The organism is Methylomonas sp. BG-2 (assembly GCF_057766305.1).
This window is the reverse complement of the sequence record NZ_JBYMAP010000057.1, coordinates 1-21,027: the sequence shown is the minus strand read 5'-3', so window position 1 is coordinate 21,027 and position 21,027 is coordinate 1. Positions and strand designations below refer to the sequence as shown.

Annotated in this window: 19 protein-coding genes; 3 read left to right on the top strand and 16 right to left on the bottom strand. The window is 59.1% G+C overall.

The window, feature by feature from the left end:
- Positions 1 to 158: 158 nt before the first annotated feature.
- The 15 genes from AC3B8H_RS07620 to AC3B8H_RS07550 all read right to left on the bottom strand — a co-directional run bounded on the left by AC3B8H_RS07620 (position 159) and on the right by AC3B8H_RS07550 (position 17,811).
- Positions 159 to 770 (bottom strand): nitrogen fixation protein NifQ, encoded by a 612-nt coding sequence (locus tag AC3B8H_RS07620; protein WP_488441003.1) that lies wholly within the window; start codon positions 768 to 770, stop codon positions 159 to 161.
- 29 nt (positions 771 to 799) lie between these two features.
- Positions 800 to 1,150, bottom strand: coding sequence for a 2Fe-2S iron-sulfur cluster-binding protein (locus tag AC3B8H_RS07615; protein ID WP_064030669.1), 351 nt, complete (start codon positions 1,148 to 1,150; stop codon positions 800 to 802).
- Between the two features lie 21 nt (positions 1,151 to 1,171).
- Complete coding sequence (locus AC3B8H_RS07610) at positions 1,172 to 1,459, bottom strand: 2Fe-2S iron-sulfur cluster-binding protein (protein ID WP_064030670.1); 288 nt, start codon at positions 1,457 to 1,459, stop codon at positions 1,172 to 1,174.
- 253 nt (positions 1,460 to 1,712) lie between these two features.
- Positions 1,713 to 2,993 carry an FprA family A-type flavoprotein gene (locus AC3B8H_RS07605; RefSeq protein ID WP_488441002.1) on the bottom strand — a complete coding sequence of 427 codons (1,281 nt, stop codon included), beginning with the start codon at positions 2,991 to 2,993 and terminating at the stop codon, positions 1,713 to 1,715.
- Positions 2,990 to 3,412: an ArsC/Spx/MgsR family protein gene (locus tag AC3B8H_RS07600; RefSeq protein WP_488441001.1), complete on the bottom strand. Its 423-nt coding sequence runs from the start codon at positions 3,410 to 3,412 to the stop codon at positions 2,990 to 2,992. The genes AC3B8H_RS07605 and AC3B8H_RS07600 overlap by 4 nt, the downstream gene beginning before the upstream one ends.
- A 5-nt stretch (positions 3,413 to 3,417) precedes the next feature.
- Positions 3,418 to 3,702 (bottom strand): 4Fe-4S dicluster domain-containing protein, encoded by a 285-nt coding sequence (locus AC3B8H_RS07595; RefSeq protein ID WP_488441000.1) that lies wholly within the window; start codon positions 3,700 to 3,702, stop codon positions 3,418 to 3,420.
- Between the two features lie 90 nt (positions 3,703 to 3,792).
- Complete coding sequence (gene nifB / locus AC3B8H_RS07590; protein WP_488440999.1) at positions 3,793 to 5,286, bottom strand: nitrogenase cofactor biosynthesis protein NifB; 1,494 nt, start codon at positions 5,284 to 5,286, stop codon at positions 3,793 to 3,795.
- A 335-nt stretch (positions 5,287 to 5,621) separates the two neighbouring features.
- On the bottom strand, positions 5,622 to 6,725 hold the full coding sequence (locus AC3B8H_RS07585) for a response regulator (RefSeq protein WP_488440998.1): 1,104 nt from the start codon (positions 6,723 to 6,725) through the stop codon (positions 5,622 to 5,624).
- A gap of 4 nt (positions 6,726 to 6,729) precedes the next feature.
- On the bottom strand, positions 6,730 to 10,824 hold the full coding sequence (locus tag AC3B8H_RS07580) for a response regulator (RefSeq protein WP_488440997.1): 4,095 nt from the start codon (positions 10,822 to 10,824) through the stop codon (positions 6,730 to 6,732).
- A gap of 85 nt (positions 10,825 to 10,909) precedes the next feature.
- Entirely contained in the window at positions 10,910 to 11,299 is a 390-nt protein-coding gene (locus tag AC3B8H_RS07575) for a DUF4186 domain-containing protein (protein ID WP_488440996.1), read from the bottom strand.
- A 5-nt stretch (positions 11,300 to 11,304) separates the two neighbouring features.
- Positions 11,305 to 12,318 (bottom strand): dihydroorotate dehydrogenase-like protein, encoded by a 1,014-nt coding sequence (locus AC3B8H_RS07570; RefSeq protein WP_488440995.1) that lies wholly within the window; start codon positions 12,316 to 12,318, stop codon positions 11,305 to 11,307.
- The gene (nifJ, locus tag AC3B8H_RS07565; RefSeq protein ID WP_488440994.1) at positions 12,311 to 15,946 is read right to left on the bottom strand and encodes a pyruvate:ferredoxin (flavodoxin) oxidoreductase; all 3,636 of its coding nucleotides are present in this window, start codon (positions 15,944 to 15,946) and stop codon (positions 12,311 to 12,313) included. Before nifJ ends, AC3B8H_RS07570 begins: the two co-directional genes overlap by 8 nt.
- 332 nt (positions 15,947 to 16,278) lie before the next feature.
- Entirely contained in the window at positions 16,279 to 16,809 is a 531-nt protein-coding gene (locus AC3B8H_RS07560; RefSeq protein WP_488440993.1) for a hypothetical protein, read from the bottom strand.
- A 60-nt stretch (positions 16,810 to 16,869) separates the two neighbouring features.
- Complete coding sequence (locus tag AC3B8H_RS07555; protein ID WP_488440992.1) at positions 16,870 to 17,313, bottom strand: SRPBCC family protein; 444 nt, start codon at positions 17,311 to 17,313, stop codon at positions 16,870 to 16,872.
- A 129-nt stretch (positions 17,314 to 17,442) separates the two neighbouring features.
- Entirely contained in the window at positions 17,443 to 17,811 is a 369-nt protein-coding gene (locus AC3B8H_RS07550) for a hypothetical protein (protein ID WP_488440991.1), read from the bottom strand.
- Positions 17,812 to 18,101: 290 nt separating this feature from the next.
- On the opposite strand from AC3B8H_RS07550, the gene AC3B8H_RS07545 reads away from it, so the two are divergent.
- A complete protein-coding gene (locus tag AC3B8H_RS07545; RefSeq protein WP_488440990.1) occupies positions 18,102 to 19,391 on the top strand; it encodes a hypothetical protein in 1,290 nt (429 codons plus the stop codon).
- Between the two features lie 2 nt (positions 19,392 to 19,393).
- Here the strand turns inward: AC3B8H_RS07545 and AC3B8H_RS07540 are convergent, their stop codons facing one another.
- Positions 19,394 to 19,903 (bottom strand): O-acetyl-ADP-ribose deacetylase, encoded by a 510-nt coding sequence (locus AC3B8H_RS07540; protein WP_488440989.1) that lies wholly within the window; start codon positions 19,901 to 19,903, stop codon positions 19,394 to 19,396.
- A 62-nt stretch (positions 19,904 to 19,965) separates the two neighbouring features.
- Here AC3B8H_RS07540 and AC3B8H_RS07535 point away from each other — a divergent pair, with 62 nt between their 5' ends.
- Both AC3B8H_RS07535 and AC3B8H_RS07530 read left to right on the top strand, forming a co-directional pair.
- A complete protein-coding gene (locus AC3B8H_RS07535; RefSeq protein ID WP_488440988.1) occupies positions 19,966 to 20,178 on the top strand; it encodes a DUF2905 domain-containing protein in 213 nt (70 codons plus the stop codon).
- 14 nt (positions 20,179 to 20,192) lie between these two features.
- Positions 20,193 to 20,732, top strand: coding sequence for an alpha/beta hydrolase (locus tag AC3B8H_RS07530; protein ID WP_488440987.1), 540 nt, complete (start codon positions 20,193 to 20,195; stop codon positions 20,730 to 20,732).
- The last annotated feature ends 295 nt before the right edge of the window (positions 20,733 to 21,027 follow it).

Here is a 21,027-nt window from a genome sequence, read left to right as displayed (position 1 = left end):
GCCAATAGCGCCCAACGAGACCAATGCATTTATTCATTCCTCCGGAAAAATTCCGGTATCCAATCAAAAAGCTCCAGTATAAGTTAAAAATGTGACAACTTCCGTAAAACGGAAGTTTTAATGAAACCTTAATCGGCAGTATCTCTCGTGGAGGCCGCTTAATCTTCCGGACCAAAACACTGAGGGTAGTCGTGGCAAACCTCGCAGGACGGCGCCCGGCAGACATACAAGCCTTCAGCCTCGCAAAGCTGTTTATACAAAAACTTCTTCCACTTCATGTCCTTGCTGTTGCGCGATACCAGTTCCGGAAAATTCCGCCTCAGCATGTCGGACAAGTCCTTGCGCGACCATAAGCCGAGATCCTGCCAGAGATGATCGCTACCCAAGCAAGCCGAAACGATCAACGAGATCAGAATTTCCAGGTCGTCCGCGTCGCTATCGCTGGCAAACTGTCGCAACAACACTTCCAAATCCTGCTTTTCCAGCATCCTGCCGTAATCCAACACACTCCCTGAAACCGCCGTTTCCGCCAACGAATATCCGGAGAACTGACTTGCCAGCAACCGGCTGAAACCAGCGGGACTCAAGCCCATTCGGTCCGGGAGTACGCCGTCTCCCACCGCCCAACTGGCAATAATTTGCGCCAGCCAGACGCGGTTGGGCATCTGGCCGGCACGGGCCAAAAGATCGTCGTAGATCGCCTGCCTGGACTGATTTTTTGCCGCCAAATCGGCTTTCGCCGGCGACGCTAGGACTGGTACGCAATTCATCGACTTTCCTCCGGCCTGGGTTTACCGGGTTAGTATTCGACCCGGATATCTTCGTCTCTGACTATCATCTGGCAAGCCAGACGCCACTCGCATGGCAAATCGTCGACGATCATTTTTTCCAACTCCTCGGCGGTTACCTTACCGACTTCTTTCAACACGGTTTTTTCTTTCTCGGTCAATGGACCGCCCATGCGTTGATTTTTTTTGTCGATACTGGTTACCCGCACTAAACAAGTGCCGCATTCTCCGTCTTCGCATTCGAAGTTAATCGGAATCTTGTTTTCCAAAGCCAGTTTCAGCACCGTCTGGGTGTGACTGCCGGCTACCGCGTATACGGTTTTGTCCCGGTATTCGGGACTGGTAAAGGTCACTAAAGCCATGTCTGCCTCCTGTGAAGTGGGTTACACCGGTTTGACGGAAATTTGACCGCCCAACACTTGCGCCTGGCAAGCCAGACGATTGTGTTTGCCGGCCATGTTTTCCCGCAGCACCTTATCTTCCAGCACCGATGGCTCGGTCAAATGATTCCAACCCGAAGTCACCTTCATGATACAGGTGCCGCAATCACCTTCTCGGCAGCCGTAGGTAATCCCGGACCCGACTTTTTCGGACACTTCGATAACCCGAGTGCCGGCCGGAACCGTGACAGTGACATTGATATCTTCGAACGTAATGGTCGCTTTGGCCATTGCTAAAACTCCTTAAGGTATTGAAAATAATCCCGAAAACCGTCCAATCTGACGAATCTTCGTTGTGGAGGCCCGATAAGGCCCCCCGATTTCCGCCGCCTTTCGGCGGCGGATCCACCGATGCGTCCTTGCATCGGCCCGGCCGAAACCCAGGGACTCCGGCCGAATACTCGGTAAACCGCCGGTCTCGCCAACCAAGCGGTGCAGTCAGTAGCGGGACGCACGCGGCCCCCGCACTCACATTGCTGTTATTTCAGGCCAAATCCGCGAAATTAACGGTGCGGTTGGCTCTAGCGCCGGTCAATTCCTGAGCCAGCTCCAAGCCGAAGGCTTTGCATTCCAGGATTTCGTCATCGGTCGGGATCAACTTCACCCGCAAGCCGGGAATCGGCACTCGTAATTTCAGGCCGCGCAAACGGTCTTCAACCAGACGCACGCCTTCACCCGTCCAGCCGTAGGAGCCGAACACCCCGCCCAATTTGTTTTTCAGGTTGACCACGGTCAGCGAGGACAATAAATCCCAAATCGGCTTGACCGCGTCGCCGTTGATGGTGGGCGTTCCCAGCACCAAGCCGTCGGCTTCCTCGATCAGATCGACGAAAGGCGCGACTTCGCCGCCTTCCAAATCGTAGAGAGACACTCGCACATCCTCGACCTGCATCGCCCCCTGGTAAATCGCCTCGGCCATGCGCCGGGTATTCCCGTAGGAACTGATGTAGAAAATCAGCAGGGTTTTCTGATTGGGACTGAGCTCGTTATGCAGGGCGGGGCTGGACAACTGCCGGTAGCGCTGGATGTAATGCTGAGGCCGGTCGCGCAGAATCGGGCCGTGCGTGGGAGCGATCAGGGTCAGCGGCAATGGCTCGATCAGCTCCAGCGCCCGCACCACGTATTCCTTGAACGGCCGCATGATGTGGGCGTAGTAATACTCGAACGAAAACCGGAAATCGCCGACGCGATCGTTATACAAACGCTTGTCGCAAAAATGGCAACCGAACACGTCGCCGGAAAACAAGATCGCTTCCTCGGGAGCGTAAGTGCACTGGGTATCCGGCCAGTGCAAATAGGGCGTGTGCAAGAACTCCAGACTCCGGTCGCCGAGCGAGACCGAATCGCCGGTCAACACCGGCGTAAAGCTCAATTCGTTCTGTTTCAGCAAGCCCTTCAACATCGATTGGGCTTTTTGCGAGATGAACAACTGGGCTTGCGGCGCTCGCCGCATCAATTCCGGCAGCGCCCCGGTGTGATCGGGTTCCAGATGATTCAGAACGATGACCTTGATTTCCGAGTAATCGGCCACGCTTTCCAAGCGGGCGAAAAAATCGCCGGCAAAGCCTTCCTTCACGGTATCGATGACCGCGACACCCTCGCTGCCGCGAATGATGTAGGCGTTGTAGCTGGTACCGTTGGCCGTCTTCAGAATGATGTCGAAGGTACGCAGATCGGGATCGAATGCGCCTATCCAATGCACCCTCTCCGACAACGGCACCGCGACCGGTACGCCGTCATCGTTTTCCAACTTCAGGGTGTTCATGGCTTGCACGCCTCGGCGTGGGCCTGCCTTGGACAAGTCTCCAAGTCCTTGCCGGACGGTATTTTCAAACCCAACCAGCGATCGACCTGAGCTTCGTCGAAGCCGCAAACTCGAATGCCGTCCACTTCCATCAACGGACGCCGAATCAGCAAGGGTTGCGCCACCATCAACGCAATCGCCTGCCGTTCGTCCAAACTATCCGGATCGATCAAGCCCTGCTTGACGGCCGGCGCGCCGCGGTTAAACCAATCGGCGACCGGCAAATTGCCGAAAAATGCCCTGAGCAACTCCGGTTGCCGGGTCCACGGATGCTGCAATAAATCATGCACGACCAACACGTGGCCGGCGGCGTTGAGTAGCTGCTTCTGCCGGGTGTTATTCAAACAACCCGGTTTCTCGTAAAAATGGACGATGGCCATCGCCGTCAATGGGCTTGCAATTCCGCCATCGCTTCCGCCATGCGTTCCGGCGGGATACCGGTCAATGAACCGGGCGGGTTGATTGCAATGCCTTGGGCGTCGAGGATCGCGCCTTCGATCGGGCAAATGCTGGCGCACTGGGTGTCTTTGTAGTCACCCTCGCACTCCGTGCATTTTCTCGGGTTGATTTTGAAATGTCCGGCTTTTTCCGACATGTAGATTGCTTTGCTTGGACACAGCGGCTCGCAGGCGTAGCAATTGACACAGGATTCGATGATTTGTAATGCCATGACGTCACCTCTTGGCGAATTTGTGCTGAATAGGTCGGTTTATCCGGGTACGCAACCTTGCTGCGTACCCGGCGTAAACCCGCTCCGAAGTTAAGCGGTGGCGCGTTGGTCGTCTTTAACCTCGTCCAACTTGCCGGCGGCGGCTAGCTCTTTGTAAACCGCCATCACCGCATCCTCGATCGGTTCCATCGCATGCTCGCCGTTGGGTTGAATGCCGGCTTGCTCCAGCATGTCCCAAGGCTCGTAGCCGATCTTGGAGCACAGCACCACTTCGCAGCCTTCCAGCGCCCGGATCGTGCGTTGCAACACGCTCTCGCCATCGCCGCAAGTATCGTCGCCGCTGCAATACAGATCGGTTTTGCGGTGGCTCATGAAACGCACGCCATCCGGAGAGGCTTCGTAGATCAGGAATTCCTTGGCATGACCGAAGTGCTGGTTGATCACGCCTTGGCCGCTGGTGGCGATGGCCATCAACACCGGACGGGTGTTCAGCTTGGGCTCGGTGGCGTGGCTAGCGGCTTTTTCAGCCTTCGCGGCGCGCTTGCTGTGCATTTCCTCGGCAATCGCTTCGTGAATGACCTTGCGTTTTTCCATCGCGGACTGGTAATCGATTTCCATCGCCTCGATTTTGTCCATCGTGAACTCGTCGCCGCGGTCTTCGCCCAACAGACCAACCGCGTCGGCGCGGCATTGCCGGCAGTGGCGCATCATGTTCATATCGCCGGAGCAAGAATCTTGCAGATCCATCAGCTCGTCCTGGGTCGGACCGCGTTGGCCCATCACGCCGTAGAAGGTGCCGTGTTCGGCTTCGGCGATCAACGGCATCACGTTGTGCAGGAAGGCGCCCTTGGCTTTGACGATCTTGCTGACTTCAGCCAAATGCTTGTCGTTGACGCCGGGGATCATCACCGAGTTGACCTTGACCAAAATGCCTCTGGCGGTCAGCATTTCCAGGCCTTTTTGCTGCTGCTCGATCAGAATCTTCGCGCCCTTGACGCCTTTGATCCGTTTGTTTTCCCAGAATATCCACGGATAAATTTGGGCGCCGATTTCCGGATCCACGCAGTTGATCGTGATCGTGACATGGTCGATGTTGTGTTTGGACAACTCCTCGACCGATTCCGGCAAGGCCAGGCCGTTGGTGGAAACGCACAGCTTGATGTCGGGGGCTTCGGCGCTGAGGCGACGGAAGGTCTCGAAGGTCCGCTCCGGATTGGCCAACGGGTCGCCGGGGCCGGCGATGCCCAATACGGTCATTTGCGGGATGTTGGCCGCGACCGCCATGGTTTTCTTTACCGCTTGTTCCGGCGTCAACAGCTCTGAAACCACCCCCGGACGCGATTCGTTGGAGCAATCGTATTTGCGGTTGCAATAATGGCACTGGATGTTACAGGCCGGCGCTACCGCCACGTGCATACGGGCAAAGTAGTGGTGAGCGTCTTCCGAGTAACACGGATGGTTTTCCACCTTGGAGCGAATCTCGTCCGACAAATGCCCTAATTGGTCGTCGGACGTACCGCAAGAGTGGGAAGAACAGCCGCCTGCGCTGGCTGCGGGAGTTTCGTTTAATACTGGCAATTCCATGATGAGTACCTCGCTTGGATGGGTTACGAAGTGAGATAGCACAGGTTATGCCAGTTCTAAAATATCTATAAGCTTATATTTTTAAACAACTTTTTTTTAACCATCCCGACTTGCCATTGGAAACTACCGGCGCAATGTTTGCAACGACACAAACCCCGGAATCCATTTGTAAGAATTTTTACATTGATTTTAAAAGGGGATTTGTGGCTAGGCCTCAACCCGGTGTCGTTAAGTTAAGGACTGACCGTTCGCCCGAGGCTGTCGAAGGGCGGATGGTTAAGCCGTTCATGGTCGACAAGCCCACCAAAGACAACTTAACTTAACGGCATTGCCCGTCAACCGGGGTCCGCGTAGTGCTCGGCGATCTCGCGAATGCGCGTCTCTATCCGAAAAAACTCCGCCAACATGTCCGGATCGAAATGCCCCACGTGGTGGTCGCGCATCGTCGCCAACGCCGCTACGTGCGGCATAGACGGTTTGTAGACCCGCCGACTGATCAATGCGTCGTAGACATCGGCAATCGCCATCAACCGGGCCGGTATCGGAATGGCGTCGCCGGACAAACCGAGGGGATAGCCGGAACCGTCCCATTTTTCGTGGTGACCGTAGGCGATCTGTTTGGCGGCATCCAAAAAACCGACCCGCATGCCCAGTTGCCGTTCGGCGCGCTCGATGGCCTCGCGGCCCAGCGCCGGATGGTTTTTCATGATCTCGAACTCGTCCGGAGTCAAGCTACCCCGCTTCAGCAGAATGCGGTCCGGGATGCCGACCTTGCCGATGTCGTGCAACGGCGCCGATTTGCAGAAAGTCTCCACGTCGGTTTCGTTGATGCGCCCGGCAAAACGCGGATGGCTCAGCAGTGCCCCGGCCAGCGCCTTCACGTAAAACTGGGTACGCCGAATATGATTGCCGGTTTCCGGATCGCGGGTTTCCGCCAATGCGGTCACCACGTGTATCGTGGCATCCTGGATTGCCAGGACTTCGGCGATGCGGCGCCGTACCTCGGTTTCCAGAAACGCGTTTTGGTCGCGCAGAAAATCGGCCGCCGCCTTCAGCGCCAGGTGGTTTTTGACCCTGGCCAATACGATCGGCGGACTGACCGGCTTGGCGATGTAATCGACCGCGCCCAGTTCCAGGCCGTAACGCTCGGCTTCTTGCTCGGTCTTGGCGGTCAGAAAGATCACCGGAATTTGGGCGGTGCGAATGTCGGCCTTCAACTGGCGGCAGACTTCGTATCCGTCCATATCCGGCATCATCACGTCCAGCAAGATCAGATCGGGCGGCCCGTCACCGGCGGCGATCCTTAAGCCGTGCGTGCCGCTGCCCGCTACCTTGACCCGGTAATACGGCTTTAACAAGCCACTGATCAACACCAGATTGTCCGGCGTATCGTCCACCACCAGTATGGTGGGGCGTATCAATCGTTCATTGGATCGCATGGCGCTACTCCGTTTCCGCGTTGGTTTCGTTCAATAGCGCCAAGGCTTTGGCAAACTCGAAGTTGTCGACGGCTTTGCGCAGTTCGGCGTAGTGTCGCGGAAACGCGCCGGCAAACACCTCGGCATTTGCCGCCAGATAATCGCCGGACTCGGCATCGTCGTCGCCGAGCAGCGCCTTCAGCCGGTTCAGCGCCGCCTGTAATTCGCCCGCTGGCGGCGGCGATGCTGCCTGCACCGCTGCCTCCAGCGGCAACCAGGGTTGCAAACCGGCTGCCAGCGCTTGCAGCTGCTCGGCGATAGCAGCCAACAGTGGACCGAATTCATCCAGCGCCTCGCCGCCGCGCAAACGCGATTCCAATTGCTCCGCCAGTTCCGCCACCGCCGATGCGCCGATGTTGCCGGCCAATCCCTTTAACGTATGCGCCCGACGCCGCGCGGTCTCCCGATCGCCGCCGTCCAAGGCCGCGCCGATCGCTTCGGCGGCGTCGGTCTGGCCTTCGACGAATTTCTTCAGCATGGCCAGGTAAAAATCGGTTTCGCCCAACATGCGCCGCAAGCCGGCCGCGCTATCCAAGCCGGGAAGGTTAACCGGCACCGGCGAGCGGGCCGCCGGTGCCGGCGGTGTTTTCCGAGGCCTAACCAGCCACCGCTTTAATAAGGCCAATAAATCGTCCGGCTCAATCGGTTTGGCGATATGGTCATTCATCCCGGCCGCCAAACATTCGTCGCGATCTTTCGCTAGCGCGTTGGCGGTCATCGCCAACACCGGCAAGTCCACCAATTCCGGGATTTTACGAATCTCGCGAGTGGCCTCGACGCCGTTCATCACCGGCATTTGCATATCCATCAACACCGCGTCGTAACCGTTGCCGCGCAACTTGGCCAAGGCTTCCACGCCGTCGCCGGCCACGTCCACCCGGTAGCCCCAGCTTTGCAACAACTCCCGGGCGATCTGTTGGTTCATGTCATTGTCTTCGACCAATAACAACCGCCCCGCGCAATCCGCGCCCAACGGCGGTACCGGCTCGGGTATCAACGGCGGCGGCGGCCGGCCGGCCAGCGCCCGAATCACGCTGTCGAACAACGATGAAGCGTTGACCGGCTTGATCAGGACTTCGTCGATACCGGCCACGCTCGCCCCCGCCAGCACTTCCTGGCGATCGTAAGCGGTCACCAGGATCAACTTGGGCCGCGGACTCAAGCCCATGCCGAGTATGGCGCCGGCTAAGGCGATACCGTCGGTCTTCGGCATTTGCCAATCCACGAAAATCAATTCATACGGGTGGTCGGCCCTGACCGCCTCGCGGATCGCGGCGATAGCGGTTTCCGCGGAGTCGGCCTGGTCCGCGGAAAACAACATGCCGGTCAACAACGACACCAGCACCGAGCGAGCGTTTTCATTGTCATCGACGACCAATAAGCGTTTCCCGCGTAAATCCGGCCGGGCCAGCGGCTTGGAGCGCCCCTTGCCCTTGCCCAGCCACACCGTGAACCAGAATTCCGCGCCCCGGCCCGGCTGGGAATTCACGCCGACTTCACCGCCCATCAATTCAATCAATTTTTTACAGATCACCAAACCCAGGCCGGTCCCGCCGTATTTGCGCGTTGTCGAACTGTCGCCTTGACGGAACGGCTGAAACAAGGCCTGAATTTGTTCCCCGGACAGGCCTATACCGGTATCGCGTACCGCGAAGCGCAGCTTGACCTCCCGCCCGCTGTCCCGATCCTTGCGAATCACGATGGCGACTTCGCCGCGTTCGGTAAATTTCACCGCGTTGGAACCGAAGTTGATCAAGACCTGCCCCAGGCGCAACGGGTCGCCGATCAACGCCATCGGTACATCGGCCGCCACATCGCGGATCAGCTCCAACCCCTTTTCGTCGGCCCGGCCGCGCACCAAACCGGTTACGGTGTCCAGCATCCGCTCCAGATCGAACTCGATGTTTTCAACGGTCAATTTGCCGGCCTCGATCTTGGAGAAATCCAGAATGTCGTTGATGATGCCGAGCAAATGGTGGCTGGACGCCTGAATACGCTGCAAATAGTCGCGTTGCTGGTTGCTGAGGTCGGTTTTCAGCGCCAGATGGCTCAAGCCGATGATCGCGTTCATCGGCGTGCGGATCTCGTGGCTCATATTGGCCAGGAAGTCGGCCTTCATCTTGGCCGCGTCTTCGGCCAGCTCCTTGGCCTTTCGCAAGGCTTCCGCCGCTTCGCGCTCGATGCCGATGTCATCGACCAACGCGACGACGCCGTTGGCGGGATCAATGCCGTCCAAGGCTCGCGCCGTCACCCGAGCCCAAAACAAACTACCGTCGCGGCGGCGCAATTGTTGCTCGCGCCGGTGGCTGCCACCGTGCAACATGTCTTGGTCGGCCGGCTCGCCGCCGATCCGGTAAGCCTCGTCGTCGGCATACCATACGCGGGTCGAGCAGCCGTCCAATTCGCCGGGCGCATAGCCGAAGATGATTTCCAGTTGCCGATTGCAGTGCAAAATGACCCGATCGCGCAGCAGTGAAATTCCCGACGATGCCGAATCGAAAATCGCCCGCTGCTCGGCGTTGGCAACCCGCAGCGATTCCTCGATTTCGCGCTGCACTTGCAATTGCCGGGTCAATTGGCGTTGCGCCTCGATGCGTTCGGTAATGTCGTAGAACCAACCCAACACCGCCTGTTCGTCCCGATACACCATCGGCATATAAGACGCCAACATCCACAAGGCGCGGCCATTGCGGGTACGGATTTCCACCGGCCTGTCCATCACGCAACGGCCCCGAGCCAATTCCGCCAGGATTTCCCGGTACTCCTCGGGGCGGGCATAGTAGCGACCGGGGTCGTCGCCTGATGCATCGACATTGTCGATGACCTCGCCGTAACGCTGGTTGTAAAACACCACTTGCCGGCCCTGTTGAGTCGCAATCCGCACCGCGATCGGGCTAAAGTTCAGAATGTCCAGCAAGCGCTGCTGATTGTCGCGAATGTCGGCTTCGTGCCGCTTCCGCTCGGAAACATCGCTGAACAACGCAAACCGGTACCACAAGCCTCCCCGCTCGTCAATGACATCGTTGCCGTGTACCAAGCACGGCAATATCGAACCGTCGGCGCGCCGCAGCCCCACCTCGCCCCGATAACCGCCGCGCAACGCGTCGGCGTCGCCGTAAGCCACCCAATCCCGAAACGAACGCCCCACAACCTCGGCGTCGTCACGACCAAGCATGGTCAACATGGCCGGATTGGTGCCGGTAACGATTCCGGCCAAATCCAACATCATCAGGCCTTGGCTGGTCGATGCCAAAACCGCCTGAATTCGACAGCGTTCCGAGGCAATTCGCCCGACTAGAAAAGTAACGGTCGCACCGCCGACAATCAACAGCGTGGCGACGACCGCAACACCGATCGCCAATCCAACCGAATCCGCCGCGACGGCGGATTCCGATAAATTTACCGCCGGTAGTCGCACGAAATTGGCGGCGGCCATCGCCACGTAATGCATGCCGGAAATCGCGCCGCCGAGGCAGATCCCACCGAGCAGAGACGGCAGCCAATTCGCGCCCGCTCTTACCCGGCATTGCCGCCTCAGCCAAGGCTTTAGCAGCATCGCCGCGACGGCCAGCACCTCGGCCACCAGCAACGACGCCAGGAACAGGCCGCGCTCGTAGCGCAAGACCCCCTCCAGCCGCACGGCCGCCATGCCGGTGAAGTGCATCAAGCCGATTCCGACGGCCAGGATCGTGCCGCCCAGGATTTTACTGGCCGCCGAATCGCCATTGTCCGCCAAGGTCCGCAGCGCCGCCGCCGCCGCGACGATACCCGGCACTAGCGAAATAGCGGTCAACCAGGGATCGTAGCCGACCGGCACCTCCAGACGAAACGCCAACATACCGATGAAGTGCATGGCCCAAACGCCGCCGCCCAGCATCAACGCCCCAGCCAACAACCAAAGTCGTCGCCGGCCGCGAGACTGGCGCGCCATGGTTTCCAGCGCGCAAAACGACGCAAATACCGCAAGCAATACCGAACCCGCGACCGTGGCGAGGTCGAATTGCCCGTGCATCAGGCCGTGGGGGAAGTCGTCGGGTTCCAGGAAGAAGTGTTCGAGCATCGCGTCTCCGGGCTAGCGCCCTCCGCCGTTCTAAGTAGGCCGATGATCGGCCCTGCCCCGTCAGTTTAGTCGATAACGCGCGGTTTCAGCGGATGGTGGCCGATTCGCCGCTCTGAGCCGGACCGGATAGACTGGCGGACAACCAACGGCCCAACACGCGGCGAATATAGGCGCGTTCGGCCTCGGTCAATGCCCGGCCGCGCGGAATCCGATGCCATTTTTCCAAGCATGTCCGGCAACAACAGGCGGTGGCGTGCTGAGCGACGAACACCGGGTGACCCCGGTAAGGCGTTTGCTTGCCGTCGTTGATCGGCTCGGCGGCGGCCAGACGCTTGGCGACAAAATCGTCGGCGTGCTGGAGCACCGTGTCCAGGCCCTTATCCCGCAGATACCGCAAGTCCTTGCCTTGCAGCTGAAACCCGGCGCGAAACTTGGCCCTGGACAAGGCCGCGAACAACTCGTCCAGGTCGCGCACGAAATTTAGCGCAGCACGCCGGCGGCCGGCGTGTAGCTATCCAGCACCTGCACGTAATTGGCGCGTTCGTAGGCGCTGGGGTCGATGGCGTGCTGCTGGCTGACGCTGCCTTTCATTTGCGTGATCGAGGTGTATTCGTGCTCGCGCAGCCAGATCAGCAACTCGTCGAGCAAATCGGTCAGCCGATCGGCGCCGTGCTCCAACAACACACTGCACAAATGCACGACGTCGGCGCCGGCCAGCAAGGCCTTGACGACATCCTCGCCGCGATGAAAGCCGCCGGTCACCGCCAGCGACAGATTCACCCGGCCGTACATCAACGCGGTCCAGCGTATCCTCAGCAAGGCTTCGCCCGGCGTGGACAATTCCAGTTTCGGTACCACCTGCAACGTGTCCAAGTCGATGTCGGATTGATAAAAGCGGTTGAACAAGGCCACGCCGTCGGCGCCGGCCGCCGCCAGCCGCCTGACGAAATGCAGCGGCGAGCTGAATTGCGGCGACAATTTCAGCGTCAACGGAATATCGATCCGACTTTTCAGCTCCCGCAATATATGTAGATAACGCTCCTCGACCGCTTCGCTGTCGTCCTCGGCGTTGGCCGCCAGATGGTAGATATTCAGCTCCAGCGCGTCGGCGCCGGCCTGTTGCAAGGCCGCGCCGTATTCCAGCCAACCGCCCAGCGAGGTGCCGTTCAGGCTGGCGATGATCGGGATGTTCAATTCGCTTTTCAATTTTCGCAAATGCTCCAGATAGCGGTCCTGGTAGCTTTTGATTTGGTCCGGCACCGGATGAAAACTGTCGGCTTCGCCGTAACCCAGCGCTTGGCCGTAAAAAAACCGATCCATTTGCTGTTGCTCGGCCTCGATTTTTTCCTCGAACAACGACGGCATCACGATCGCCGACGCGCCGGCATCCTGCAAGCGACGGGCGCCATCCAGATCCTTGGCCAGCGGCGATGCCGACGGCACCAGCGGGTGAGCCAACTTCAGGCCCAGATATTCAGTCGTCAAATCAACCATGTTGGCTCTCCGGGGCAATGTCGGCTTTGATCTGGGCCTTTGCGGCGGCCACGCTGGCAGCCTGACTCCAATCCAACGCCGCCAATTGTTGGTAATAGCGGTAGCGGTTTTTCACGTCCTGTTGCGCCTGCTGCAAGAAGGCTTCCGCATCGTCGGGATGGGTTTGCCAAAGCATGCTGAAGCGGGTTTCGCTCATCACGAAGTCGCGATACGGAATCGACGGCTCGGCCGAGTCCAGATGCATCGGATTCTTGCCTTGCCTGATCTTGGCCGGGTCGAAGCGGAACAGCGGCCAATGCCCGCTCTTGACCGCCAGATTTTGCTGGCGGTGATTGTTGGACATATCCACGCCGTGGGCGATACAAGGCGCGTAGGCGATGATGATCGAAGGCCCATCGTGGGCCTCGGCTTCCAGAAACGCACTGATGGTCTGGGTATCCTTGCCGGCGTAAGCGACGTGGGCGACGTAGACGTTGCCGTAGTCCATCGCCAGCAGCGCCAGGTCTTTCTTCGCGGTAGCCTTGCCGCCTGCCGAAAACTTGGCGACCGCGCCGAGCGGCGTGGCCTTGGAGGTCTGGCCGCCGGTGTTGGAATAGACTTCGGTATCCAGTACCAAAATATTGACGTTGCGGCCGCTGGCCAGCACGTGGTCGAGGCCGCCGTATCCGATGTCGTAGGCCCAGCCGTCGCCGCCGATGATCCACACGCTTTTTTTGCACAAATAGTCGGCCAGCGGCAGCAAGGCTTGCGCGGCCTGTTGATTCAGAGACGGTAAATGTTGCTTCAATTCGACGATGCGCTGGCGTTGCTCGTAAATCCCGGCTTCGTCGGACTGGTCGGCGTGCAGCAGGCCGTCGACCAATTCGCCGCCCAACACCTCGCGCAGACTCAGCAACAACTCCGCAGCCTGTTCGGCCTGCTTGTCGATCGCCACCCGCATGCCCAAACCGAATTCGGCATTGTCCTCGAACAGCGAGTTGCTCCAGGCCGGCCCGCGGCCGTCGGCGTTTTTGCTCCAAGGCGTGGTCGGCAGATTGCCGCCGTAAATCGACGAACAACCGGTGGCGTTGGCGACGATCATCCGGTCGCCGAACAGTTGCGAGGCCAATTTGACGTAGGGCGTTTCGCCGCAACCGACGCAGGCGCCGGAAAATTCGAACAAGGGTTGCAGCACCATCGCCCCCTTAATCGTGCTGGTCTTGATCAGGCGGCGGTCGTATTCCGGCAAATTCAAAAAATAATCCCAATTTTGGCGCTCCGGCTCGCGTAACGGCGGCTGCGGCGCCATGTTCAGCGCCTTGCGGCTGGCGTTGGATTTGTCGCGAATCGGGCAAATATCCACGCACAAGCCGCAACCGGTGCAATCCTCCGGCGCGACTTGATAGCTAATCGACAAGCCGGCCGGAAAGTCCTTGCCCAGCATCGCCGCATGCTTGAACGTGGCCGGCGCGTCGGCCACCGCGTCGGTTGGAAAGATTTTGCTGCGGATCGCCGCGTGCGGGCACACCATCGGACATTTGCCGCATTGGGTACACAAGTCGGTTTCCCAGACCGGTATCGCCAGCGCCAGATTGCGCTTTTCGTAGGCGGCGGTACCGGTCGGGAAGGTGCCGTCGGCCGGCATCGCGCTGACCGGCAACGCGTCGCCACGGCCGGCAATGATTTCGCCGGTGACCCGGCGTACGAAATCCGGCGCGTTGGCGGCGACCGGCGCCTGCAAGTCGAAGCGACTGTCGGCCCGGCCCGGCAGCATGACTTGATGCAGGCCGGACAGGGTTTCGTCAATGGCCTTGAAGTTGAGTTCGACGATGCGCTGGCCTTTCTTGCCGTAGGTTTTTTCGACCGCATGCTTGACCGCCGCTATCGCTTGCTGCTGTGGCAAGACTCCGGAAATCGCGAAAAAGCAGGTTTGCATGATGGTGTTGATGCGCTTGCCCATGCCGCATTGCTCGGCGACCGCGTAGGCGTCGATCACGTAAAACCGGATGCGTTTTTCCAGCATCTGCCGTTGCATCGTCGCCGGCAGGCTGTGCCAGACGCGATCGGCCGGCTCGGCGCTATTCAACAGGAACACGGCATTGTCGGCGGCGTTGGCCAGCATGTCGTAGCGCTCCAGGAAGATGGTTTGATGGCAGCCGATAAAACGGGCGTCCTTCGAGCCGATCAGATAGGTCGATCGAATCGGCTTGGGGCCGAAGCGCAGATGCGACACGGTGATCGCGCCGGATTTTTTCGAGTCGTAAACGAAATAGCCTTGGGCGTGCCAGTCGGTTTCCTCGCCGATGATCTTAATCGTGTTTTTGTTGGCGCTAACGGTGCCGTCGCTGCCCAGGCCGTAAAACATCGCCTGAAAGGTATCGGCGTGGGCGTCGGTACGGAAGTCGGCATCCCATGCCAGACTGGTATGGCCGACGTCGTCATGGATGCCGATCGTGAATTGATGCTTGGGCCGGTCGCGCTTGAGTTCGTCGTAGACCGCCTTGACCATGCCCGGCGTGAATTCCTTGGAAGACAAGCCGTAGCGGCCGCCGACCACCCGCGGCAAAGCGGCGAATTTGCCGCCGTCGGCAAAATCCTGAACCAATGCCGCCAGCACGTCCTTGTACAAAGGCTCGCCGTCGCTGCCCGGCTCCTTGGTGCGATCCAGCACCGCGATCTTGCGGCAACTGGCCGGCAAGGCTTCGATCAGCCTAGCGGCGGCGAACGGCCGGTACAGCCGCACTTTCAGCAAGCCGACCTGTTCGCCTTGCCTGTTCAGAAAATCCAGGGTTTCCTCGGCCGCCTCGGCCCCGGAACCCAGCAGCACGATCACCCGTTCGGCTTGCGGCGAGCCGACATAATCGAACAAGCGGTATTGACGGCCGGTCAAGCCGGCGAAGCGGTCCATCGCCCGCTGGGCGATCTCCGGTAGCGCCGCGTAAAACGGATTGACCGATTCGCGGCCTTGAAAATACACGTCGGGATTTTGCGCGGTGCCGCGCAGTACCGGCCGATCGGGCGTCAGCGCCCGGTCGCGGTGGGCGGCGACCCAGGCGTCGTCTATCATCGCCCGAATTACGTCGTCGCCGACTTCGACGATCTTCGCCACCTCGTGCGACGTGCGGAAGCCGTCGAAGAAATGCATGAACGGAATTCGGCTTTCCAACGAGACCGCGTGAGCAATCAGCGCCAAGTCCTGCACTTCCTGGGGCGAGTTTGCGCACAGCATCGCGAAACCGGTCATCCGCGCCGACATGACATCGCTGTGGTCGCCGAAAATCGACAAGCCCTGGCAAGCCAGCGAGCGGGCCGCGATGTGAAACACCGCAGGGCTGAGTTCGCCGGCGATTTTGTACATGTTCGGCAACATCAGCAACAAGCCTTGCGACGCGGTAAACGTCGTCGCCAGCGTGCCGGCCTGCAACGCGCCGTGGATCGCGCCGGCGGCGCCGGCTTCGCTTTGCATCTCGATAACGCGCGGCACCGTGCCCCAAAGATTGACCTGACCGCGCGCCGACCACTCGTCGGCCCATTCGCCCATCGCCGACGACGGCGTAATCGGATAAATGGCGATGACTTCGTTGAGTTTGTGGGCGATGGCCGCCGCGGCCTGGTTTCCGTCTATCGTAAGCGTTCGAGGATTTTCCATGACACAACCTTGATGCTAAGGTGAATGGCGCCGCCCGGCGGCAGCCTCTGGATTCGCTGGCGTCCATCTCCGATTCGCCGGCGGACTGGGTCGGGCGTCGCAAACTTTAGCGGCTGGGTGAGGCTCTTCGATCGGTAAAGTTTTCGACGCCGTGATTAACCCTACTAAGCATAGTCAAAAAATGGTTGCGCAAAATTTGGTCAATTTGATGACAGCCTAATGGCAACGGCGAATGGCGGCGATTGGCAACCGCTTAATCACAAACTTATCCACAGCTTTTGTGCATAACTGCACGTTAGGACAATAGCCTCACAGCGACGGCCGTAAGGCATTCAGTCGCGAATCGGTATCCGCCCCAGTTGCTGCTCGATACCGAGAACCGCCCGATTGAGCAGAAAGAAGTGCCGGTCCTCGACAAACTGTAAGCCCAGCATATAGAAAATCGGCCCCCAAAACGGGTTGATCAGCATGCCGCCGAGCACGCTTTTAGCGGTCCTCGACAGATTTTTCAACGGATTGAACGCCACCGCCAGGGTTTGCCTGGGGTGCTCGGCAAACACCTCGGCAATCGGCTGCAATTGACTGAGTTCGCGCTGCTCCAAACCGGCGGCGGACACTGCCAGTTTTCGAGCCATTTTGTAAAAATGCCATCGCGCCAGCGTCGCCGACAGCGCGAAAACCAGGGCCATCAGCGGCAACAGAACTTTCGGCGGCAGTAACGGCGCGAATATCGGCGCCAGCAGCACGAGACCGTATCCCAACATCACCAGATCCTCGCCGTGCTCGACGTCGCGGTCCAGATGCTCAACAATGCCGGAGACTCGATTACCGGCCTGTAACGGATAACTGTTTGATTCGACCATGTCACTCGCCTCCGTGATGAATTCGAGAGGGTTCGATTTAATGCCTGTCGCCGGGAAAAGTCAATCTTCCGAACAAACAGCGGCCGGCAACGGCCAGCGCGATTGCAACACCTCGGCCCGCCGTTGAAAAATCCGCTGTAGCCGCGGCCCGATCAGACAGTAATGCAAGCAGTCCCCCACCCAAGCCCAGCGCATCGTATAAAACACGATGTCCGCCACCTCCACGCCGCCCGGGCAAGGTGTCACGGCAACTTCGTGGCTAAAGAACGCGAAGGGGCCGACGCGCTGCTGATAGACGAAACGCCGGGGCGGTTCGCAATGGCAAACTTCGGAGAGCCAAGCCATCGGCCATCCGAAAACCGCCCGCATTCGATACGCAATCAGTAAGCCCGAATAGATTTCCTCGGGCACCGGCGAAGCAATCTCAACCTGAAAAAAATCCGGGGTAATCTCATTGAGATGGTAGGGCGACGAGAAAAAACGCCAAGCCTGCTCGGTAGTCATCTTCAGACGCTGAGAACGGTAAAGGCGATGTATGACCATGACGTAGCGACGTTCTTTGTCCAGTTGATCTCAGCGCCAATCTACCGCGAAAACCGTCAAGCGCCAGTAAAAACCGACGCAAGCACCACGTTAACGGTCGCCTTCGCGATCCGGATCTCGAATTTCAGCGATCAGATCGCCCAAATTTTCTTTTTGTCGCAGTATGAAATTTCTGCTCTCCACGGCGGTGCGACCGCCGACGGTCAGTAATTCCTTGCGGTATTTGTGCGCAAAATAGCCGCTGGCAATACCCACCGCGAACAAGCCCAGCGGACGCCTGACGAATGCCTTGGCGATACTCCGGCTGGCATGACTGATCCCGGAAATCACAATCCCCATCACCACGCCTTTAACCAATATTTCACCATTGGTGGGTGGCGCCATCCGCGCCGCCTTGGGTTTACGGATTTTCTTTCGCGGCTTTTCCGCGCCCGCTTCCAGTGGATTTTTCTGTTTCATCCCGCGCCTCCAGGGCAAATTGATCGAAACGACCCTAACGTCGTAACAGACGGCAGGCTTGAAAACGCAAATGCCGCTTGACCGGCATATCGCTATTCTCTAATCTTCCGCGACTTTTGGCGACCGGTCAAATAGCCTTAGCCGGAGGCCGGTTTGGCTGAACCGCTGCAATTTCGCGGACAGCACCCAGCGTTCGCGGAAATAATCCGTCAATAAATAGTCCTAGCGAAATGCCGGCGGAAACCGCCGAACTGCCAGAATCCGAAACCGCCGTCCACCAGGGAATACCGATGCCCATGCCGCTTTCGCCTATCGCCGCCACGCCCTTTCGTGCCGAACAATTGAACGACTCCTGCCGTTGCACGTCGTTAAACCGTAAGGCCTTGCGCAAGCTGCTGACCAACGCGGCGGACGGCGACGCGCTCTACCGCATGCTGACCGACGAACGGCCGCATTTGTGCGCCGACGCGCCGGTATTCGTCAGTCAGTCGGATCTGAACCGCCAAACCGCAATCATTGCCGCGCTGGAACGGGTAATCGCACTGCCGGCGTTTCGGGAACAGGTGTTGAGCCGCGCTCCGCTAAGCGCCGCTCATCCAAGCCAAGCCGCCGGCGTATTCCTGGGTTACGATTTCCATCTCGGCGCCGACGGCCCGCGTTTGATCGAAATCAATAGCAACGCCGGCGGCGCGTTGATCAATGCGCTGCTGATCCGGGCTCAGGATGCCTGCTGCGAAGTCGCGGGTTATCAACGGCCGGGCAGCCCTCCCAAAACCCCGCCCGCGCTGGAAACGGCCTTCGTCGAGATGTTTGTCGGCGAGTGGCGCGCGGAACGCGGCATGCAACCGCTACGGGCCGTCGCCATCGTTGACGAGCAACCCGAACAACAATATCTCTATCCGGAGTTTTTGCTGTTCAAGCAACTGTTCGAAGAGCACGGCTTGCAAGCCTGGATTCTAGACCCCAGCGCGTTGGAATATCGGGACGGCGGGCTCTGGCACCGGCAAAACCGGATTGATTTGGTCTACAACCGCTTGACCGATTTTGGCTTGGACGAAGCGAAACATGCGGCTTTGCGCGCGGCCTACTTGGCCGGCGCCGCCGTGGTCACGCCGCACCCGAGAAACCACGCCCTGTACGCCGACAAGCGTAATTTGATCTTGCTAAGCGACGACGATTATTTACGAACCCTGGGTGTGGACAGCCAAACCAGGGCTGTCCTGCGCGACGGCGTCGCCAAAACCATCGGCGTTGCGCCGGAAAACGCCGCTGCGTTGTGGGCGGATCGCAAACGGCTGTTCTTCAAACCCGCTCGCGGTTACGGCAGCAAAGCCGCATACCGCGGGGATAAGCTGACCAAGCGGGTGTTCGAGGAAATTCTGCAACACGATTATGTTGCCCAATCACTGGTCTTGCCCAGTGAACGCCGGCTGGACAGCGGCGATTTGAAACTGGACTTGCGCCACTACGTTTATCGGGGCGAAACTCAATTGGTCTGCGCCCGGCTCTATCAAGGTCAAACCACCAATTTCCGGACGCCCGGCGGCGGATTCGCGCAAGTCGTGGCGGTAGCCGAATAAGATCAAACTTGTTCTAGCAAATGCCGATATATCGCCAGTTCGGCCGCGCCGAAACAGCAAAAAACCACGTCGATATCATAACGCGTTAGCGTAAGAGACTCGCAAACCGCCGCTACCGCCACTTCGGCGGCGGCTAGTAACGGAAAACCGTAAGCGCCGGTACTGATGCAGGGAAAGGCGATCGACGACAAAGCCTGCTCGCGGGCCAGCGTCAACGAATTGTGGTAGCACGCCGCCAGCAGCTCGGCTTCTCGGTGCGAACCGCCTCGCCACACCGGACCGACCGTATGAATCACGAATTTGGCCGGTAAGCCGAACCCTTCGGTAAGTTTCGCCTGCCCGACCCGACAGCCGTCCAAACCACGACAGGCGGCCAACAACGCCGGACCGGCGGCCCGGTGTATCGCGCCGTCAACCCCGCCGCCACCCAGCAACGAAGCGTTCGCGGCATTGACGACGGCATCCACGGCCAACGTGGTAATATCCGCTTGCACGACCTGCATGGTACGCATTGAAACTCCCGGCCGATTGGGGCCTGAAACGCAGTCCGCCTGAAAAGGTGGAGGATAATCCAATGGTAGGCAAAATTTTGACGATTGCCGGCGCCGTTCTGTTTTTGCTCGGCTTGGCGCTAAGCCATGCGCCGTGGCTGTTAAATTGGTTCGGTAAACTACCCGGCGATATTTCGATCCAAACCGAAAACAGTCGAGTCTTTATTCCGATCTCGTCGATGCTGGTCGTCAGCCTGCTGCTGAGCTTGCTCAGCCATCTGATTTTGCGGAAATAACGTCACCGGTCGCTATGAAACACTTAGTCATCTACAACCACGGCATGGACAGTATTCCCTGGGGCGAAAAGGCCTTGGCGCTGGCCGAAGTCGCTTCCCGGCGCGGTTTTCGTTTCGAAAGCATCGATTATCGGCCCAACAACGATCCGGACTGGCGGGTTTCCCGATTATTGGCCGAAAATTTGCCGGCGCACGATAAGCTGGTTTTGGTCGGTTCAAGTATGGGCGCCTATGTCGCCACGGTCGCCGCCGAAACGCTGAATCCCCAAGGTTTGTTCTTGATCGCGCCGGCTTTTTATCTGCCGGGTTACGCCCGCGACCGTTTCGCCCCGGGGCCCGCCAAACTTGAAGTGTTTCACGGCTGGCGGGACGACGTGGTCCCACCCGAACATGCCTGGCGATTTTGTCGGGAGCACGGCGCCCGTTTGCACTTGTACGACGCCGACCATCGCTTGCTCAGCATTTTGCCGACGATGAGCTTGGTTTTCGACCGCTTTCTGGAGGAGCTAAGCGCCGAAACATCCATCGTTAACCCGACGCAGGACGGCTACTAGCGCGCGTTACTCGACCAGGCGCCGGCCGTCAAGGAATCGCCACCGCCGAACCGAACCATGCCGCGCCCGCTGAGGCGAGCACTGTTCGTAACGATGGTAAGCGGGCGGTGGCGCCGGCACGGTGCTTTTCTCAACCGGCATCCACTGAAGCGACCGTCGAGGCGGCGCTGATTTTGGCTAATTGCAAGCGCATGGCCAGCGCCGCATCCAAGCCGGGCTTATTCGTCAATAAGTGATCCAGCATCAATTCAGCGGCTTCGTATATGCCCTGATCCAGATACAGGCGCGCCAATTT

What these genes read in the sequence shown, in the direction of transcription:
- AC3B8H_RS07620 (WP_488441003.1), bottom strand. Translation starts at nt 770, where the DNA reads ATGAATTGCGTACCAGTCCTAGCGTCGCCGGCGAAAGCCGATTTGGCG.
- AC3B8H_RS07540 (WP_488440989.1), bottom strand. Translation starts at nt 19,903, where the DNA reads ATGCGTACCATGCAGGTCGTGCAAGCGGATATTACCACGTTGGCCGTG.
- AC3B8H_RS07560 (WP_488440993.1), bottom strand. Translation starts at nt 16,809, where the DNA reads ATGGTCGAATCAAACAGTTATCCGTTACAGGCCGGTAATCGAGTCTCC.
- AC3B8H_RS07530 (WP_488440987.1), top strand. Translation starts at nt 20,193, where the DNA reads ATGAAACACTTAGTCATCTACAACCACGGCATGGACAGTATTCCCTGG.
- AC3B8H_RS07595 (WP_488441000.1), bottom strand. Translation starts at nt 3,702, where the DNA reads ATGGCATTACAAATCATCGAATCCTGTGTCAATTGCTACGCCTGCGAG.
- nifB (WP_488440999.1), bottom strand. Translation starts at nt 5,286, where the DNA reads ATGGAATTGCCAGTATTAAACGAAACTCCCGCAGCCAGCGCAGGCGGC.
- AC3B8H_RS07570 (WP_488440995.1), bottom strand. Translation starts at nt 12,318, where the DNA reads ATGGTTGATTTGACGACTGAATATCTGGGCCTGAAGTTGGCTCACCCG.
- AC3B8H_RS07555 (WP_488440992.1), bottom strand. Translation starts at nt 17,313, where the DNA reads ATGACTACCGAGCAGGCTTGGCGTTTTTTCTCGTCGCCCTACCATCTC.
- AC3B8H_RS07615 (WP_064030669.1), bottom strand. Translation starts at nt 1,150, where the DNA reads ATGGCTTTAGTGACCTTTACCAGTCCCGAATACCGGGACAAAACCGTA.
- AC3B8H_RS07610 (WP_064030670.1), bottom strand. Translation starts at nt 1,459, where the DNA reads ATGGCCAAAGCGACCATTACGTTCGAAGATATCAATGTCACTGTCACG.
- AC3B8H_RS07600 (WP_488441001.1), bottom strand. Translation starts at nt 3,412, where the DNA reads ATGGCCATCGTCCATTTTTACGAGAAACCGGGTTGTTTGAATAACACC.
- AC3B8H_RS07535 (WP_488440988.1), top strand. Translation starts at nt 19,966, where the DNA reads ATGGTAGGCAAAATTTTGACGATTGCCGGCGCCGTTCTGTTTTTGCTC.
- nifJ (WP_488440994.1), bottom strand. Translation starts at nt 15,946, where the DNA reads ATGGAAAATCCTCGAACGCTTACGATAGACGGAAACCAGGCCGCGGCG.
- AC3B8H_RS07585 (WP_488440998.1), bottom strand. Translation starts at nt 6,725, where the DNA reads ATGCGATCCAATGAACGATTGATACGCCCCACCATACTGGTGGTGGAC.
- AC3B8H_RS07550 (WP_488440991.1), bottom strand. Translation starts at nt 17,811, where the DNA reads ATGAAACAGAAAAATCCACTGGAAGCGGGCGCGGAAAAGCCGCGAAAG.
- AC3B8H_RS07605 (WP_488441002.1), bottom strand. Translation starts at nt 2,993, where the DNA reads ATGAACACCCTGAAGTTGGAAAACGATGACGGCGTACCGGTCGCGGTG.
- AC3B8H_RS07580 (WP_488440997.1), bottom strand. Translation starts at nt 10,824, where the DNA reads ATGCTCGAACACTTCTTCCTGGAACCCGACGACTTCCCCCACGGCCTG.
- AC3B8H_RS07545 (WP_488440990.1), top strand. Translation starts at nt 18,102, where the DNA reads ATGCCCATGCCGCTTTCGCCTATCGCCGCCACGCCCTTTCGTGCCGAA.